A 15,173-nucleotide genomic window follows, 5' to 3' on the forward strand; every position below is an offset into this window, starting at 1 on the left:
GGCTCAGTTGATGTCCAGTACCGCTTTGCCGTGCAGGCGGCGGTCGAGCAGGGCCCGGGCCGCCTCGTCGTAGCGGGTCCACGGGCCGCGCCAGCTGATTCCGGGATCGAGGCGGCCGGCGGCGACCTCCGCGGCCAGCCAGGTCAGGTCAGCGGAGAAGTCGGCGGCGGGGTCGGCGAGCAGGAAGAACGTACGAATCGACCGATCGTGCCGCCCCTCGGTGGCCAGCAGCGCCTCGGGCGGAAATACGGCGTCAGCCCCGGATGACCGGCCCACGCTCACCAATACGCCACCAGCCTGCAGAGCCGCGAAGGCGTCCACCAGCTGCGGCCCGCCGACGTTGTCCAGCACCGCGAACACGGGCCGGTCCACTTTTGCCGCTTCGGCGTACACCTCGCTCGCACCCAGCGCCCGCAGTCCGTCCTCCTGGGCGGGATTCCCGCTGATCGCCACGACCTCCGCCCCCGCCCGGGCGGCGAGCTGCACCGCATAGCGGCCGACACCGCCGGAAGCACCGGTGATCATCACCCGCCGCCCGACGACCTGCCCCATGCGGCGCAGCACATGCAGGGCACTCAGGCCGGCGACCGGAATCGTGCTGACCGCACCGAGGTCGGCACCATCCGGCACGACACCGAGCAGGGTAGCCGGGACCGCACGCAACTCGGCCCAGCCTGCTTCACCCAGCGTGACTACCGGGGTCCCCACCGCGGGGCCTGAACCATCGGCCGCCGCCTGGACGACCACGCCCGCCGCGTCCCAGCCGATCACGGCCCCGGCCGGTGCATCCGGGCTGGTGGCGCCCTTTACCTCGCCATAGTTGAGGGATACCGCTTCGACTCGTACCAGCGCCTCGCCGGGCGCGGGTGCCGGGTCGGCCACCTCGGCCGCCGAGAGGTGTGTCGTCGCGGTGTGGTCGACAACGAGTGCACGCACAGGGAGCTCCTTCGCATCAATGTGCCACAGTGTGGCACTTGCCCTATTAGAGCACATGCTCAATCTATGCGCGTTCGCTAGACTGCTGTCGATGACGACCTCCGAGCAGCCCACCACGCTGCGCGAACGCAAGAAGCTGCGCACCCGGCAGGCGCTGGCGGATACCGCGATCTCGATGTTCAGCGAACACGGTTTCGACGCCACGCCGCTCGATGCGCTTCTCGACGCGGTGGAGGTGTCGAGGCGGACCTTCTTCCGCAACTTCCGCTCGAAGGAAGACGTCGCGCTCACCGCCGTCACGCAACTCTGGAGCACCTACCTCGACGTGCTGGACGAGACCGAAAAGTCCGGGTTGCTCGTCGACGTCTTCCGCGACACGATGCTGGTCACCCTCGATCGCATGGACGACGATTGGTACCGGCGCTTCCCGGCCACACTCAGGCTGATCGAGCAGTCGCCCGCGCTGAACGGGCATTCCCTGCGACACTGCGCGGAGGTCCAGGAAGGGATCGCGCACCGGCTCGGCGACCCGCACCGCCTCGAACTGCGGCTGCTCACCGAGTTCTGCGTGGCCACTTGGCGCTGCGCGCTGGACGAATGGCTACCCGCCTGCCCACCCGGCGAATTGCCCGAGTGTGTGCGGCGCGCCTTCGCCACCATGGACGACAGCATGCGCCTGCGGGCGTAACCGCCGGTCGGGTCAGCTCGGCAGGGGGAAATTCAGATACGCCCGCGACGGCGTCGGCCCCCGCTGCCCCTGATACTTGGAGCCGGCACCCGCACTGCCGTACGGATTCTCCGCCGGGCTGGTGAGCCGGAACAGGCACAGCTGCCCGATCTTCATTCCCGGCCAGAGAGTGATGGGCAGATTCGCCACATTCGACAGTTCCAGGGTGATGTGCCCACTGAAACCGGGGTCGATGAAACCGGCGGTCGAATGCGTGAGCAACCCCAACCGGCCCAGACTCGACTTACCCTCCAGCCGGCCCGCCAGATCGTCGGGCAAACTGCACACTTCCAGTGTCGACCCGAGCACGAACTCCCCCGGATGCAGGACGAACGGCTCACCGGCGTCCGGCTCCACCAGGCTGGTCAGCTCGTCCTGGCGCTGCGCCGGGTCGATATGGGTGTACCGGGTGTTGTTGAAGACCCGGAACATCCGGTCCAGCCGCACGTCGATACTGGACGGCTGGACCAGGTTGTCCTCGAAAGGTTCGAGCCCGAGCCGCCCGGCGGCGAACTCCGCCCGGATATCACGATCGGAAAGCAGCACGCCACGAGAGTAGCGACCGCACTCACGGCCGGACGGTCCGGTCCTACGGCTCCGTTTCCTGTCACACACTCCGGGCATACTCCACGCGACAGGCGCAGTTGGGCGAAGCCCATCCGCAGACCGCATCGCCGGAGCGAAACAGGAGGTACGCCCATGTCAGAGACCAGCGCGCACACCCACCACGGCATCGACTACATCGAACTCACCGTCACCGACCTCGACGCGGCCAAAACCTTCTACCGATCGGCCTTCGGCTGGGAATTCAACGACTACGGCCCCGACTACGCCGGTATCCGCCGCTTCGATGGCAGTGCGGGCGAGGCGGGCGGCCTGGCCCCCGGCACCGAGGTCCGCACCGGCGGTCCGCTCGTCCTCCTGTACTCCGACGACCTCGACACCACCCTGCGCTCCGTAGGCGCCGCGGGCGGCACGGTTACCGAAGGCCCCTTCGACTTCCCCGGCGGCCGCCGCTTCCACTTCACCGACCCGAGCGGCAACCAGCTCGGCGTCTGGTCGGAAACCTGATCCGACCGGCCGCCTCCACCGAAGCCCGGAATCGACGAAAGATTTCGGCCTCGGGCCGGCGCTCTGCTAAGCTCGCCTTCGCGCCGACAGGCGTGCCGCCGGTGTAGTTCAATGGCAGAACTTCTGCTTCCCAAGCAGATGGCGCGGGTTCGATTCCCGTCACCGGCTCCACCACACCACTCATACAATGCACAGTTCATCTGCAGGGACCACTCTTATTTCCGGCTGCTTGTTTCGGTCTGCGTAGGGTCCGCCTGCAGATGTCGGCGCAGGCTATTGCCTTGCGGGGTGAAGACGAACGCGTCGGGCCACATACCTGCCCCGTATCGGATCGCGAGCAGTATCGGCTCGAGGCGTGCGGGTGGCCAGGTGTGCTGTGTTCCGGGTTCGGTGCCGTTCCAGAGGTGGAAGAACACCATGGGATCGGCCGCATCGGCGGTGGCGTAGGCGAGCGTTTTCCCGTAGTAGCGGTTGGAGCCGCCGATCAGGACACTGGGTTCGCCGAATGCGGCGACGACTTCGCTCCAGACATGGTCGTCGGCCGCGAACGACTCGATCGATTCGTTCAGTTCGCCGAGCTCACCTGGGGTCAAGGTCCGGTCCAGTTCGAGCCAGCCCCGGGAACGAGCGGCTTCGGCATACATCGACGCGACGGCATCGCTGACGATTTTGTCCGGAAGTAATTGCGCGAGTGCGCCTTTCAGACCGGTCGACCGGAACTCCTTGCGTTCCTCCCAGGACTGCCACAGGTCCGCGCGGCCGTTATCGTCGCCTTCGAGGTGATACAGGTGTTCGAAGGTCGTCCACAGGGCGGGTTCCCCACCGAACATTCCCAGCCTGCGAATCATGTGATTCACCTGTTCGATCAGGTAAGCATGCATTTGGTGACCGGTACGGACGACAGACATCAAATCTCCTCGGGGGTTCGCGCCTGTGCGCGCACGAGCTGTCATCGTAGGTTTCGCAGGCTGTCAGCCCCGGCTTTGACATCCACTTTCGCGGCGGGATCACTTTGTCGCCGTAGCGATCCGGTTCTCTCACAACGGCAAACCCGGCGAGGGTCGTTCCTGCGGGACAAATCGCTGCTGCCGGCGAACGTGATGTCGGAGATCTTCCTGCCGCCCCGGGTCAGCCGCATCCGGGTTTCGGAGCGGACAGCAGATCTGCGGCCCGTCGTGTTGACGCTGTGACCGCGGCGGAGGGGGTTACGGTGGCGAAACGCTGACCGGATCGCATGCGATCGTGTTCACGCCGGAGGCCGAGAAGGTGCGGGCCTTTCTCCGGGATGTGCTCGAACTGGACTCGATCGACGCCGGGGGCGGGTGGCCGATTTTCGCGATGCCGCCGGCGGAACTGCCGGCCCACCCGGCGGAGACCACAAGTCACGGGCTGTATTTGATGTGCGAGGACATCGAGCAGGCCTTGGCAGAGCTGCGGGCCAAGGGGGTCGGGGTGTCCGCGGAGATCACCGATGAGGGTTGGGGTTTGCCAGCCGCGATCGAAATGCCGGACGGGAGTGCGCTTCCCATCTATCAGCCGCGCCACCCGTCGCCGCCTCGGTGATCGAATAGTCGCCGGGCGATCGGCGGGATGCGGGTGGCCGCGCGTCACCGGAGCGGACAGATATCCACGCGGGTTCGCTGCACGGCCGCCTTCTTCGCGCTGTCGCCCTATGGCAACTCCGCTCAGCCGGCGTTGAGGAGGCGGAACCGGGAACCGTGGAAGACCAGGGGGTCGCGGCCGGGATGGATGGCCAGGCGGTGGATGCGCAGGATCACCACGGTGTGGTCGCCGGCGGGGACGTGCGCTTCGGGGGTGCCTTCGATCCAGACCGACGCACCGTGCACGAAAACCGCCTCACCGGTGCCGTCGTGGACGTCGAGACCGCGGAAGCGGTCACCGTCGCGGGAGCTGAGGGAGCGGGCGGCGTCCTGCTGGTCGGTGCCGAGCAGGCTGAGCCCCAGATGGCCTGCGTGAACCAGGCGGGTCCAGGTGGCCGAGGTGTTCTGGATGCAGAACGACACCAGCGGCGGGTCCAGGGAGACCGGGACGAAGGTACTCACCGCGAGGCCGTGCGGTTTCCCGTCGATCCGGGCGCAGACCGCCACCACCCCGCTGGGGAAGTTGGCGAACGCGCGGCGCAGGCCCGTGCCGTCGGCGGGAGTTTCGAAGAGTTCGTTCATGATCCGGCCTTCACTGCGAGGGGGGAACCGACAATGCCTGTGCGACCGGCCGCCAGCGTTCGGCGTAGGCGGCGAGTACGCCGTCCTCGCTGTAGGTCCGGTCGGAAAGGTAGAGCCCGGGTAGTGCCGTGGTCGCACCCAACTCCACCAGCACAGGTTTGAGCAGCAGATCCGGGGCGAGGGCGTGGGCGGGGCCGGCGCCCAGCATCAGGGGGACGGCCAGCACGCCGGCCAGTCCGGTGCCGCCGTCGAACTGTTCCAGGAACAGTTTCAGCAGGCCGGTGTAGGTCGCTTTGAAGGTCGGGCTGGCGAAGACCACCAATTCCGAGTCGGCGACGGTCCGCGCGGCCGCGGTGACCGCCGGGTCACCCCAACCGAGCAGACCGGCGCCGAAATCGACCAGGTCGATCACCGTGGGCTCGGTGTCCGGGCGCAGGGCCGCCGCGAGTGCGACTCCTGCGGACAGGGTGCGCGATGCCGGTTTCGGGTTACCGACCACCACCGTCACAGTCACGCCGGCGCCTCCTGTCACCGGCCGATGCCGGGCTCGTTTGGTGCTGTGCGTTCAGTTCAGCATCCGGGCCCGCGCGACGGCCAGGGTTGGGATCGACGCGATCGGAAACGAGCGGGCGCCCGACTACAGCGGGGCGTTTCAGGCCGGCGCCGCGCTACCCGGCGCCGACCGCTGAAGCGGGATCAGGCGGCCGGCGGCAGACTTGCTGCCGGCCGCCTATCATTTCGGTTTACGGTCGCCGGGCGAGCCGGTGACTCCCGACGGCCCGCCCGCACCCGGCCGCGACGCGGCTACTGCGACTTACCGAGGCATTCGCTGACGATCTTGTTCGTCGCCGCGCGGGCCTTGTCGGCGTCCTCTTGACTCATACCCAGCGTCTCCGGATCGGCCATCCGGGTATCGAATTCATCGCCGACCATGGTTTGCAGGCCCTCTTGGGAAATACCCTCCGCGATGTACAGCTTGGCGGCGCAGTCAGCGAAGGCGGGATCCTGAAGACCTTTCTCCTGCAGGGATTTCGACAGGTCCGCCTCGTTGATCGCGGGCGCGGATTCGGTATCGCTACCGCAGGCCGCCAGCAGCGGCAGAATTACTAGGGTCGCGGCAAAAAGGGTCTTCCGCACCGGGTTCCTCTCTCAGATGTATCACGTGGACGTCGCGGTGACCGGGGTCGTTGCCACGGTTCGGCCGCATAACGTCCACGCATGTGTGTAGTCGCAGTCACACTCGTGCCGCAACTCGGGGGGCGATATTTCGAGAAGGCTCACATCGAGTGTCGGACCAGGTAGTCCGGGCGACCGCACCTGCTACGTACCGCGTTCGAAGTCCGCGGCGGGAACTATCTGCACAAAAGCGACATTTTGCGGTTTGCGTCTCTTAAACCGGGTTCGGGCGGGACGGGCCGGTACCAGCGTCTGGCCCGCTTGCACCCGACCCACCGGCCGCACGCCGCGCGCACCGGCGAACGCCTCTCGAAACAAACTGATGGCCCCCGCCTGCTGTTAGGCTGATTCCGCAGTTCGTGTCGTGATCGGAGAGCTGGATATGGCGATTCTCAACCACCACCGTGAAGGCCGCGGTGAGCCCTTGGTCCTGGTCCACGGGGTGGGCAGCCGGTGGCAGGTCTGGGAACCGATCATCGGCGCGCTCGCCGAACGCTTCGAGGTGATCGCGGTGGACCTGCCCGGTTTCGGTGATTCCGCACCGCTGCCGCGCACCACCGTGGACACCTTGACCGACGCCCTCGCCGGTTTCCTGGCCGACCAGGGCCTGCACCGGCCCCATCTGGCCGGCAATTCGATGGGCGGCGGTATCTCGTTGAACCTGGGCGCGCGCGGGCTGGCCCGCTCGGTGACCGCCTTCTCGCCGATCTTCTTCTGGGACAGAGGCGGCCGGATCTGGTGCCAGAAATCGCTGGGCCAGGCGAAAACGCTCGGCCGCCTCCTCGGCCCGGCGTTGCCGAAGGTGCTCGCCACACCGCTCGGCCGGACCATGTTCCTGGGCTTGGTCTTCGGCAAGCCGTGGGCGGTCGACGCGCAGACCGCCCTGGACACCGCCCGCGGCGCCATCGACGCCCTGGGATTTTCGCCGGCGCTGGAATCGTTCACCGACGCGAAACTCGCGGACCCGGCCGCACTGGTGGATCTACCGGTGACGATCGCGTGGGGCAGTCGCGACATCCTGCTCACCTACAAAACCCAGAGCCAGCGCGCCCGCGAGGTGCTGCCCCATGCCGAGCACATCACGCTGGAGGGCAGCGGCCACACACCGTTCTACGATGACCCCGCCGCCTGCGCCCGGGTGATCCTCGACCGGCTGCCCGCGTCATAACACCATCTCAACCGAGATCGGCGGTCGCCGAATATCGCCATCCCGGCGCTTGTCCCGGGGCACGCGGTACCGTGCATCGCCATCACCGGGGTCGTGACGATCTGGACCGGGAGCTCGGGTGCAGCCGGAGACGCGGCGTGGAGGCAAGTCGAGCGGCCCCCGGTCCGGATAGCCGGCAAACCCGCCGGTCGGGGAATCACGCCCCGCCGACCTGTGTGGTCGCTACTTCAGCGACCCCGCCACACCGGGTCACGCTTCTCCGCGAACGCGAGCGCACCTTCGGCCGCATCCTTGGAAACCAGGGCGGGCAGGGCGATCTCTCCCTGCTTCGCGAAACCCTCGGCCGCACTCCAATCCGGGGTCTCGTCGATGATCCGTTTACTCGCCGCCACCGCCAGCGGGGCGGCGGCCGCTATCTCACCGGCCAGCTCCAACGCGACCTCCAGCGCCTCACCGGGTTCGGTGATCCGGTTGACCAGCCCCAGCTGATACAACCGCTCCGCGCTGATCCGCCCGCCGGTGAGGGCCAGCTCGGCGGCGATACTGCGCGGCAGCCGCTGGGTCAACCGCATCACACCACCGGCCGCCGCCACGAGACCGCGTTTCACCTCGGGGATACCGAATTTCGCGTCCCGCGCGGCGACGATGAGGTCACCGGCGAGAGCCAACTCGAACCCGCCGGCCAGAGCGAAACCCTCCACCGCCGAGATCATCGGTTTGACCGGTGGTTTCGCGGCGATACCGAGCGGTCCGCGCCGTTCGGTCATCGGTACCTCGCCACGCGACATGGCGATCAGATCCATTCCGGCGCTGAAGGTTCCGTCGGCACCGGTCAGCACGAGCACCCGAGCCGTGTCGTCGGCCTCGAATTCGTCGAGGGCCGCCTCGATCGCCTTCGCGGTGGCCAGGTCGACGGCGTTACGCGCCGCGGGCCGGTTGACGGTGAGCACGGTGATCGCGTCACACCGGTCCAGGAGCACGGTGTCGGTCATCAGGCTGTCCTCTCGCTACGCAGAATGAAACGGTCGGCGGCAGTGATCTCGATGGCGGCGCCCAACCGGTCACCGGTGGTGCAGGCCGCGACGGTTTCGCTGTCGGTCGCCCGGACAAGTATGCGGGCACCGGCCGGGTTCAAGGCGCTGACCACGACGGCTTCGGCCTCGTCGCCGGAAGTGCCCTTGCGGTGCGGCACGGTGTAAGCCTCGATAACTGCCGGGCCTGTATAGCCCGGGGCGGTCTCGCGGCGGGCCACCGGAACATCGGCTTCCACCGGCCGGAACGGCTGGACCGGCGGTTTCGCGGAATACACGCCCACCCCGTGTTTGGTGATGTACCAGCCGAGGGCGGTGGTGAGCCCGTAGTCGCCGGGGTTGCGGCGCAGAATCCCGGCCATGGTGGCGATCCCGTGGGTGCTGTAGTTGTTGCCCGGCCCACCGCCGAACGTCAGGCCGCCGGTGACGGTGAGGGGCCGCGCCGGATCGTCGATCGGCAGGCCGAGCGCCGCCGCGCCCACCTGGACGGCCACCGGGAAACACGAGTACAGGTCGATATGCGCGATATCGTCGATGCCCACACCCGCTCCGGCCAGCGCGGCGCGGCCGGCCGCGGCGATCGCCGGGGACGCGGCCATATCCGTGCGTTCGGAGACGTACCAGGTATCGGTAGCGGTGGCGCCGCCGTGCGGGAAGATCCACCGGTCCCGGGGTACCCCGGCCGCATCCGCCGCCGCGGCACTGCACAGGATGAGGCCCGCACCCTGATCGACGGTCAGGTTCGCCATCAGCAGTTTCGGATACGGGCTCGACACCATCCGGTTGTCCGGTCCGGTGGTGACGAGTTCGGCGACTGTGCGTTCGTCCGGCAGCCACGCATAGGGATTTCGGGCCGCGACCGCGGAGAAGCGGGACCAGAGGCCGCCGATACGGGCCAGATGGGCGTCGGGGTCCAGGCCGAGCCGGTTGCGCATGGCGGATTCCATGAGCGCGTACACATAGATCGGCCCCCACAGTCCGGCCGCGGTTTCCATGGCGGAGCTGGGGGCGTCCTGGGCTCCGATGATCTCGTCCGGTACCACGTTCTCGTGCTGCTCGATCCAGCCCGGGTCGACACCGGTCTTTTTGGCCTTGTTCAAGGAGGCCACTGATTCCGCGCCGCAGATCAGCGCGATATCGGATTTGCCTTCGGCGATCTGCCGGCTCAGCAGGTTGACCAGCCGCTGGGGCGCGTCACCGCCCGCGGGCGCGGATTGCAGCGTCCGTTTCGGGGTGGCGCCGAGCTGGGCGGCGACCGTCGCGGCCAGGTTGGGGTAGGGGCCGCTGACCGTGGCGACTGCGGCGACGACATCCGCCGATCGCAGCAGCGCATCGCCGGTCCCGCTGTCCGCGCCGGCCCGGCGCAACGATTCTGCCGCCAACTCGACCGGCCCCGGCAGACCTGGTTCACCGGGCCGGTGCACGATCTGTCCGACTCCGACGAGCACCGGTGTGCGCGGGTCCATTCCGGCTGGCAGCATGCGTCCTCCGCTTCTTCACTGAAACAACCGTCCGAAATGCACGGTTAACTTCTCGATTAGACCATGGAGCACTCTATGTCGCTCGCGGACAGCTCCCGCTGCGCTGCGCTGCTGGTGACAATTCAGCAACAGCGCCGACCACACCTGTGACACCAGCGCAGAACTGCCGCTCATTGCCTCTGATCAGGCCATATCCACTGCTAACATGACCGCGATCTGCCAGCCAGTCGAAATGTGCCGCGCATCCGATCCCGAGATTCCCCGCATATGCCCGCGGCGATTCGACGCAACCCGGAGGTCCGACGGATTTGAAGAGAACCGGATCAATACTGATATCTCTGCTGGCGGGCGCATCGGCCGCATTGTTGACGGCCACCGCACCGGCCACGGCGAACCCCAACGCCATCAATCCCATTCCGGTGCTGAACGGCACCGCCGGTCTGCCGCAGTTACACGGCGCCACTCGCGCCGTTTTCCAGGTGACCGGAATGGCGAGTCCGAACAGCACCCACAACTACAACATGCTGGGCACCGATCTCGGCATCATGTGGGACAACGGACACGGCGAAATGCTCACCGCGTTCGGCGATACCGCCGGGGTCGGATTCCCCAACCTGCTGTCCGGCAGCATGTGGGCCTGGCGCAGCAACGTGCTGGTCCGCAGCCATACCCAGGACCCCCGGCACGGTATCTTCTTCGACAGTGTGGTGCGTGACGTCTTCGGCCAGGCCCGGGATCTGATCCCCAGCCCGAAGATCCCCTTCCTGGAGATCAGCCGTATTCCCACCGCCGGTATCTCGGTGAACGGCGTGCAGTACATGAGCCTGATGTCGGTGAAAACCTGGGACACCCCGGGAGAATGGACCACCAATTACTCCGGCCTGGCCGCATCCGCGGACAACGGCGAAACCTGGGCGGACCTGACATTCACGCGCCGGCCCAACGAGGGCGGAAACCGTAATTTCCAGATGAATTCCTTCGTGAAAGAGGGCGGCTATGTGTACGTTTACGGCACCGCGTCGGGTCGCGACAACGCCGCCTACGTCTCCCGCGTCCGCGAGGCCGATTTCCAGAACCTGGGAGCCTACGAATACTGGGACGGCGGCGGCTGGAAACACGGCGATGTCAATGCCGCGCAGCCGATTATGCACGGGGTCGGCGAATTATCGGTGATGTGGAACGACCATCTCGGCCAATACGTTTCACTGACCACCGACCCGTTCAATTCGGTGGTTATGCGCACCGCCCCTGCTCCGGCCGGCCCGTGGAGCCCCCCGCGCGTTCTGATCGACACCCGCGAATTGCCGACCGCCTACGCCCCGTCGATTTTCCCGTACCAGACGGGCAACGACCTGTACTTCCTCACCACCGTCCACAACCAGTACAACGTCGTGCTGATGCGCACGCAGCTGTGATTTTGGCGCCGCCTGCGGCGACGCGGGGTTTCGCCCCCTCGAGCTCTGCTTTCAACCCTCGAGACTCGCGGCTGCGCCGCATGCGCTTCGAGGACTGAAAGCAGGGCCGGTCCGAAACCTCCAAGGGCCTTGTAAGACTCGGCACCGCCGCTGGGCATGTCCGGGACGGACGGCCGAGGGTCTTCAAAGACCTCGGCGGGACTCGATGCCGTCGTGGAGAACGGCGGTTGCACGCGGGCCGAGATCCTTCGATTGCCTCGTTCGGCTCGACGGCGTCGGCGTTTTATCCGGCCCGGGAGGCGTCGAGAAGCGCAGCGCGTCCATACACTGGCCGGTATGGATGCGGGCGAATGGGATGCGCGGTATGTGCAGAGCGAGCTGGTGTGGGGCGCCCCGCCGAACAACACGGTAGTGGAGTTCGTGCACGGGCTGGACCGGCGTGTACCGCGGCTGCCCGGCCCGGACGGCGAGGTCCCCGAATTCCCGCGCGCACTGGATCTCGCCTGCGGGGAGGGCCGCAATGCGTTGTGGCTGGCCACCCACGGCTGGCAGGTGCACGCGGTGGATTTCTCCCAGGTCGGAATCGATAAGGGCCGGACCGTGGCCACTCGACTGGCCCGATCGATCCGGGAGCGGATCACCTGGCAGTGCGCGGATCTCACCGAACCCGATGTCGATCTGGGCGGTCCCTACGAACTGGTTCTGATGGTGTTCCTGCACCTGGAGGCCGCGGAAAGGCGCCGCATGGTCCGGCGCGCGGCGGACCTGCTCACCCCCGGCGGCGTGCTCCTGGTGCTCGGGCACGACAGCGCGAATCCGGAGCACGGATACGGCGGACCGCAGGATCCGGCGATCCTGTTCACCAGCGACGACGTAATCGCCGACTTGGGCGATGATTCGGGAGTCGAGATCGATACGGCTCAGCAGGTGTTGCGCCCGACCGAGAGCGGAGACGCGATCGACGCGCTGGTCGTGGCCGGCAAACCCGTCCCGTAGCGACACTCCGCCGGCGCGGGCATATCGCGCCGGCCGCGCTCAAGCACCCCAGCGCCGGAACCAGGGGGTGAGCGTTTCCGCAATTGTGTCGAAACCCTTCTTGAACGAGTGCGGCTGGCCGGGAATCACCCGGACCTCGGCGGCGTCGGCCGGGTCGGGGATTCCGAACGGGTCGCTGCCACCGTTCAGCACCACCACGTCGGCGGGCGCGGCAGCCAGTAATTCCTCCCGCCGGGATTTCTCCGGTTTGCCCGGCGGATGCAGCGGGAAGGACACCGCCACGATTCCGCGGGCGCCGAGTTCTCCGGCGGTCCGGCATGCCACCCGCGCCCCATTGCTCCGCCCACCCTGTACCAGCGGCAGATCGGGGCCGAGTTCGGAGTGCAGCGCGGTAACCAATTCGATCCAGGATTTGTCCTGCGGTTCCGGTTTACCCGGAGCGCGCCGCCCGGCCACCCGGTAAGGCTGCAGGACCCGGGCCACCACCCCGCCCGCCGCCAGCGCGGTGTCGCGGACGGTCAGGACGTCCCGGCCGTCCACGCCGCCGCCTGCGCCGTGGGTGAAGACCAGCAGGAACGCGGGGTCGTCCGGGTGGTCGATCTCGGCCTCGGCGGGGCCGGCGCTCGTCTCGATCCGCACACCTCACCCTAACGAGTCCGAGATCGGGTTCGCCGGAATCGGGTGGGGGTCGCGCGGCGCCGTCCGCGGCACAGTCGATACACAACTCGCTGATGGGAGGCGGTTCAGGCGGCCCGTGCGATAGGCGGATATCACCGCCCGTAATGGGTCTCCGGCGCCGGAGATAGGACCGTGATCAGGCCTGTCCACCCACGAACAACCCATTTTCGCAGGTCATCGAGGTGCGACCTGTTCCGCGCGTCACATTGCCGCGCAAGCCTTTGCCGACTGCCTTACCCGTCGGTAATATACTAGGTAAGTTACCCGCGAGTAGCCTGCCGTTTTCGGTAGCTACCCGGTGGCAGCAACGGGCGGGAACGGCTATCGACACCGACCGCACCCGACTCAACGGAGAGTGAGTATCACAATGGGTCATTACAAGAGCAACGTCCGCGACCTGGAGTTCAACCTCTTCGAGGTCCTCGGGCTGGGCAGCATCCTGGAATCCGGCGCCTACGGCGACCTGGACGCCGGCACCGTCAAGGAGATGCTCAACGAGGTCCGGCGCCTGGCCGAAGGCCCGCTGGGTGAATCCTTCGCCGACGCCGACCGCAACCCCCCGGTCTTCGACCCGGAAACCCATACGGTCTCCCTCCCCGAATCCTTCAAGAAGAGCTACCGGACGCTGCAGGAAGGCGGCTGGGATTCCTTCTCCGTCGACCCCGAACTCGGCGGTATCGACGTCCCGCGCGCGGCCTACTGGGCCATCGCCGAACTGATCCTCGGCGCGCAGCCCGCGGCGTTCATGTACGCCGCCGGCCCCGGGTTCGCCAATATCTTCTACAACAACGCCACCGACGAGCAGAAGAAGTGGGCGAAGATCGCCGTCGAGCAGGGCTGGGGCGCCACCATGGTGCTCACCGAGCCCGACGCCGGCTCCGATGTGGGCGCGGGCCGCACCAAGGCCGTCCAGCAGGAGGACGGTTCCTGGCATATCGAGGGTGTGAAGCGCTTCATCACCTCGGCCGACTCCGACGACCTCTTCCCGAACATCATGCATCTGGTGCTCGCTCGCCCCGAGGGCGCGGGCCCCGGCACCAAGGGCCTGTCGCTGTTCTTCGTGCCGAAGTTCCACTTCGACCACGAAACCGGCGAACTGGGCGAGCGCAACGGCGTTTTCGTCACCAATGTCGAGCACAAGATGGGCCTGAAGGTCTCGGCCACCTGTGAGGTCACCTTCGGCGGGCACGGCGTACCGGCCCAGGGCTGGCTCGTGGGCGAGGTACACCAGGGCATCGCGCAGATGTTCGAGGTCATCGAGCACGCGCGGATGATGGTCGGCACCAAGGCGATCGCCACCCTCTCCACCGGGTACCTGAACGCGCTCGACTACGCCAAGCAGCGGGTCCAGGGCGCCGATCTGACCCAGATGAGCGATAAGACCGCGCCGCGGGTCACCATCACGCACCACCCGGATGTCCGGCGCAGCCTGGCCACCCAGAAGGCGTACGCGGAGGGCCTGCGCGCGGTGTACCTCTACACCGCCGCACACCAGGACGCCGATATCGCCGAGGCCGTCTCCGGCGCCGACGCCGAAACCGCGGCCCGGGTCAACGACCTGCTGTTGCCGATCGTCAAGGGCGTGGGTTCCGAGCGGGCCTACCAGTATCTGACCGAATCGCTGCAGACCCTCGGCGGCTCCGGGTTCCTGCAGGACTACCCGATCGAGCAGTACATCCGCGACGCCAAGATCGACTCGCTGTACGAGGGCACCACCGCCATCCAGGCGCAGGACTTCTTCTTCCGCAAGATCGCCCGCGACCGCGGTGTGGCGCTGGCCCATGTGGCCGGCCAGATCCAGAAGTTCATCGACTCCGAGGCGGGCAACGGCCGGCTCAAGGCCGAACGCAAACTGCTCGCCACCGCGCTCGAGGATGTGCAGGCCATGGCCGCCACCCTCACCGGGCATCTGATGGGCGCGCAGGAGCAGACGGACGAGCTGTACAAGGTGGGCTTGGGTTCGGTCCGCTTCCTGCTCTCGGTCGGCGACCTGCTGATCGGCTGGCAGCTCCTCCGCCACGCCGAGGTCGCCGGGGCCGCACTGGATGCCGGCGCGGAAGACGCGGACAAGGCCTTCTACCAGGGCAAGGTCGGCGTGGCACAGTTCTTCGCCCGCAACATCCTGCCGGAACTGACCGCTACCCGCACCATCCTGTCGAACCTCGACAACGACATCATGGAGCTCGACGAAGCCGCCTTCTGAGTCGGTTTTGCCTGCGGCCGGACACCCGAGCGGTGTCCGGCCGCGGGCGTTCCGCCTGCGCGCACTCCACAGAGCGGCTCACCTGCGCGGCCTCCGCCGTCGGCGCGA

General features: G+C 67.3%; 16 protein-coding genes and 1 tRNA gene. 8 read left to right on the forward strand and 9 right to left on the reverse strand.

Going from position 1 to position 15,173, the window contains the following annotated elements:
• Nucleotides 1-3: 3 nt before the first annotated feature.
• Complete coding sequence (locus ACIA75_RS02515) at nucleotides 4-936, reverse strand: zinc-binding dehydrogenase (RefSeq protein ID WP_397099096.1); 933 nt, start codon at nucleotides 934-936, stop codon at nucleotides 4-6.
• Nucleotides 937-1,027: 91 nt separating this feature from the next.
• On the opposite strand from ACIA75_RS02515, the gene ACIA75_RS02520 reads away from it, so the two are divergent.
• Complete coding sequence (locus tag ACIA75_RS02520) at nucleotides 1,028-1,624, forward strand: TetR family transcriptional regulator (RefSeq protein ID WP_397099098.1); 597 nt, start codon at nucleotides 1,028-1,030, stop codon at nucleotides 1,622-1,624.
• 12 nt (nucleotides 1,625-1,636) lie between these two features.
• On the opposite strand, the gene dcd is transcribed toward ACIA75_RS02520, so the two are convergent.
• On the reverse strand, nucleotides 1,637-2,209 hold the full coding sequence (gene dcd / locus ACIA75_RS02525; RefSeq protein ID WP_397099100.1) for a dCTP deaminase: 573 nt from the start codon (nucleotides 2,207-2,209) through the stop codon (nucleotides 1,637-1,639).
• A 153-nt stretch (nucleotides 2,210-2,362) separates the two neighbouring features.
• Between dcd and ACIA75_RS02530 the strand changes: the two genes are divergently transcribed.
• Both ACIA75_RS02530 and ACIA75_RS02535 read left to right on the forward strand, forming a co-directional pair.
• Nucleotides 2,363-2,734, forward strand: coding sequence for a VOC family protein (locus ACIA75_RS02530; protein WP_397099102.1), 372 nt, complete (start codon nucleotides 2,363-2,365; stop codon nucleotides 2,732-2,734).
• Nucleotides 2,735-2,831: 97 nt separating this feature from the next.
• Nucleotides 2,832-2,905, forward strand: a tRNA-Gly gene (locus tag ACIA75_RS02535).
• 44 nt (nucleotides 2,906-2,949) lie between these two features.
• On the opposite strand, the gene ACIA75_RS02540 is transcribed toward ACIA75_RS02535, so the two are convergent.
• Nucleotides 2,950-3,642: a hypothetical protein gene (locus tag ACIA75_RS02540; protein WP_397099104.1), complete on the reverse strand. Its 693-nt coding sequence runs from the start codon at nucleotides 3,640-3,642 to the stop codon at nucleotides 2,950-2,952.
• Between the two features lie 334 nt (nucleotides 3,643-3,976).
• Between ACIA75_RS02540 and ACIA75_RS02545 the strand changes: the two genes are divergently transcribed.
• Nucleotides 3,977-4,297 carry a VOC family protein gene (locus ACIA75_RS02545; RefSeq protein ID WP_397099106.1) on the forward strand — a complete coding sequence of 107 codons (321 nt, stop codon included), beginning with the start codon at nucleotides 3,977-3,979 and terminating at the stop codon, nucleotides 4,295-4,297.
• 122 nt (nucleotides 4,298-4,419) lie between these two features.
• Here the strand turns inward: ACIA75_RS02545 and ACIA75_RS02550 are convergent, their stop codons facing one another.
• From ACIA75_RS02550 to ACIA75_RS02560, 3 genes are all read right to left on the reverse strand, one after another.
• A complete protein-coding gene (locus ACIA75_RS02550) occupies nucleotides 4,420-4,917 on the reverse strand; it encodes a flavin reductase family protein (RefSeq protein ID WP_397099108.1) in 498 nt (165 codons plus the stop codon).
• Nucleotides 4,918-4,927: 10 nt separating this feature from the next.
• Entirely contained in the window at nucleotides 4,928-5,431 is a 504-nt protein-coding gene (locus tag ACIA75_RS02555; protein ID WP_397099110.1) for an NADPH-dependent FMN reductase, read from the reverse strand.
• A gap of 290 nt (nucleotides 5,432-5,721) precedes the next feature.
• Nucleotides 5,722-6,054, reverse strand: coding sequence for a hypothetical protein (locus ACIA75_RS02560; protein ID WP_397099112.1), 333 nt, complete (start codon nucleotides 6,052-6,054; stop codon nucleotides 5,722-5,724).
• Between the two features lie 421 nt (nucleotides 6,055-6,475).
• Between ACIA75_RS02560 and ACIA75_RS02565 the strand changes: the two genes are divergently transcribed.
• Nucleotides 6,476-7,261 carry an alpha/beta fold hydrolase gene (locus ACIA75_RS02565; protein ID WP_397099114.1) on the forward strand — a complete coding sequence of 262 codons (786 nt, stop codon included), beginning with the start codon at nucleotides 6,476-6,478 and terminating at the stop codon, nucleotides 7,259-7,261.
• Nucleotides 7,262-7,488: 227 nt separating this feature from the next.
• Here ACIA75_RS02565 and ACIA75_RS02570 read toward each other — a convergent pair whose 3' ends face one another.
• Entirely contained in the window at nucleotides 7,489-8,253 is a 765-nt protein-coding gene (locus ACIA75_RS02570; protein WP_397099116.1) for a crotonase/enoyl-CoA hydratase family protein, read from the reverse strand.
• A complete protein-coding gene (locus ACIA75_RS02575; RefSeq protein ID WP_397099119.1) occupies nucleotides 8,253-9,773 on the reverse strand; it encodes a thiolase C-terminal domain-containing protein in 1,521 nt (506 codons plus the stop codon). The genes ACIA75_RS02570 and ACIA75_RS02575 overlap by 1 nt, the downstream gene beginning before the upstream one ends.
• Nucleotides 9,774-10,081: 308 nt before the next feature.
• Between ACIA75_RS02575 and ACIA75_RS02580 the strand changes: the two genes are divergently transcribed.
• Together ACIA75_RS02580 and ACIA75_RS02585 are read left to right on the forward strand one after the other, a co-directional pair.
• On the forward strand, nucleotides 10,082-11,188 hold the full coding sequence (locus ACIA75_RS02580; protein WP_397099121.1) for a DUF4185 domain-containing protein: 1,107 nt from the start codon (nucleotides 10,082-10,084) through the stop codon (nucleotides 11,186-11,188).
• Nucleotides 11,189-11,524: 336 nt separating this feature from the next.
• Nucleotides 11,525-12,184, forward strand: coding sequence for a class I SAM-dependent methyltransferase (locus ACIA75_RS02585; protein WP_397099123.1), 660 nt, complete (start codon nucleotides 11,525-11,527; stop codon nucleotides 12,182-12,184).
• A 39-nt stretch (nucleotides 12,185-12,223) separates the two neighbouring features.
• On the opposite strand, the gene ACIA75_RS02590 is transcribed toward ACIA75_RS02585, so the two are convergent.
• The gene (locus tag ACIA75_RS02590; protein ID WP_397099125.1) at nucleotides 12,224-12,823 is read right to left on the reverse strand and encodes an alpha/beta family hydrolase; all 600 of its coding nucleotides are present in this window, start codon (nucleotides 12,821-12,823) and stop codon (nucleotides 12,224-12,226) included.
• A gap of 406 nt (nucleotides 12,824-13,229) precedes the next feature.
• On the opposite strand from ACIA75_RS02590, the gene ACIA75_RS02595 reads away from it, so the two are divergent.
• Nucleotides 13,230-15,065, forward strand: coding sequence for an acyl-CoA dehydrogenase (locus ACIA75_RS02595; protein ID WP_397100861.1), 1,836 nt, complete (start codon nucleotides 13,230-13,232; stop codon nucleotides 15,063-15,065).
• Nucleotides 15,066-15,173 lie beyond the last annotated feature (108 nt).

The sequence above is a fragment of the Nocardia sp. NPDC051750 genome (assembly GCF_044453135.1).
Taxonomy (GTDB): domain Bacteria; phylum Actinomycetota; class Actinomycetes; order Mycobacteriales; family Mycobacteriaceae; genus Nocardia.

Bases quoted from the DNA above. Each gene is read 5' to 3' on its own strand.
- ACIA75_RS02520 (WP_397099098.1), top strand. From the start codon at position 1,028: ATGACGACCTCCGAGCAGCCCACCACGCTGCGCGAACGCAAGAAGCTG.
- ACIA75_RS02530 (WP_397099102.1), top strand. From the start codon at position 2,363: ATGTCAGAGACCAGCGCGCACACCCACCACGGCATCGACTACATCGAA.
- ACIA75_RS02540 (WP_397099104.1), bottom strand. From the start codon at position 3,642: ATGTCTGTCGTCCGTACCGGTCACCAAATGCATGCTTACCTGATCGAA.
- ACIA75_RS02550 (WP_397099108.1), bottom strand. From the start codon at position 4,917: ATGAACGAACTCTTCGAAACTCCCGCCGACGGCACGGGCCTGCGCCGC.
- ACIA75_RS02565 (WP_397099114.1), top strand. From the start codon at position 6,476: ATGGCGATTCTCAACCACCACCGTGAAGGCCGCGGTGAGCCCTTGGTC.
- ACIA75_RS02570 (WP_397099116.1), bottom strand. From the start codon at position 8,253: ATGACCGACACCGTGCTCCTGGACCGGTGTGACGCGATCACCGTGCTC.
- ACIA75_RS02575 (WP_397099119.1), bottom strand. From the start codon at position 9,773: ATGCTGCCAGCCGGAATGGACCCGCGCACACCGGTGCTCGTCGGAGTC.
- ACIA75_RS02585 (WP_397099123.1), top strand. From the start codon at position 11,525: ATGGATGCGGGCGAATGGGATGCGCGGTATGTGCAGAGCGAGCTGGTG.
- ACIA75_RS02595 (WP_397100861.1), top strand. From the start codon at position 13,230: ATGGGTCATTACAAGAGCAACGTCCGCGACCTGGAGTTCAACCTCTTC.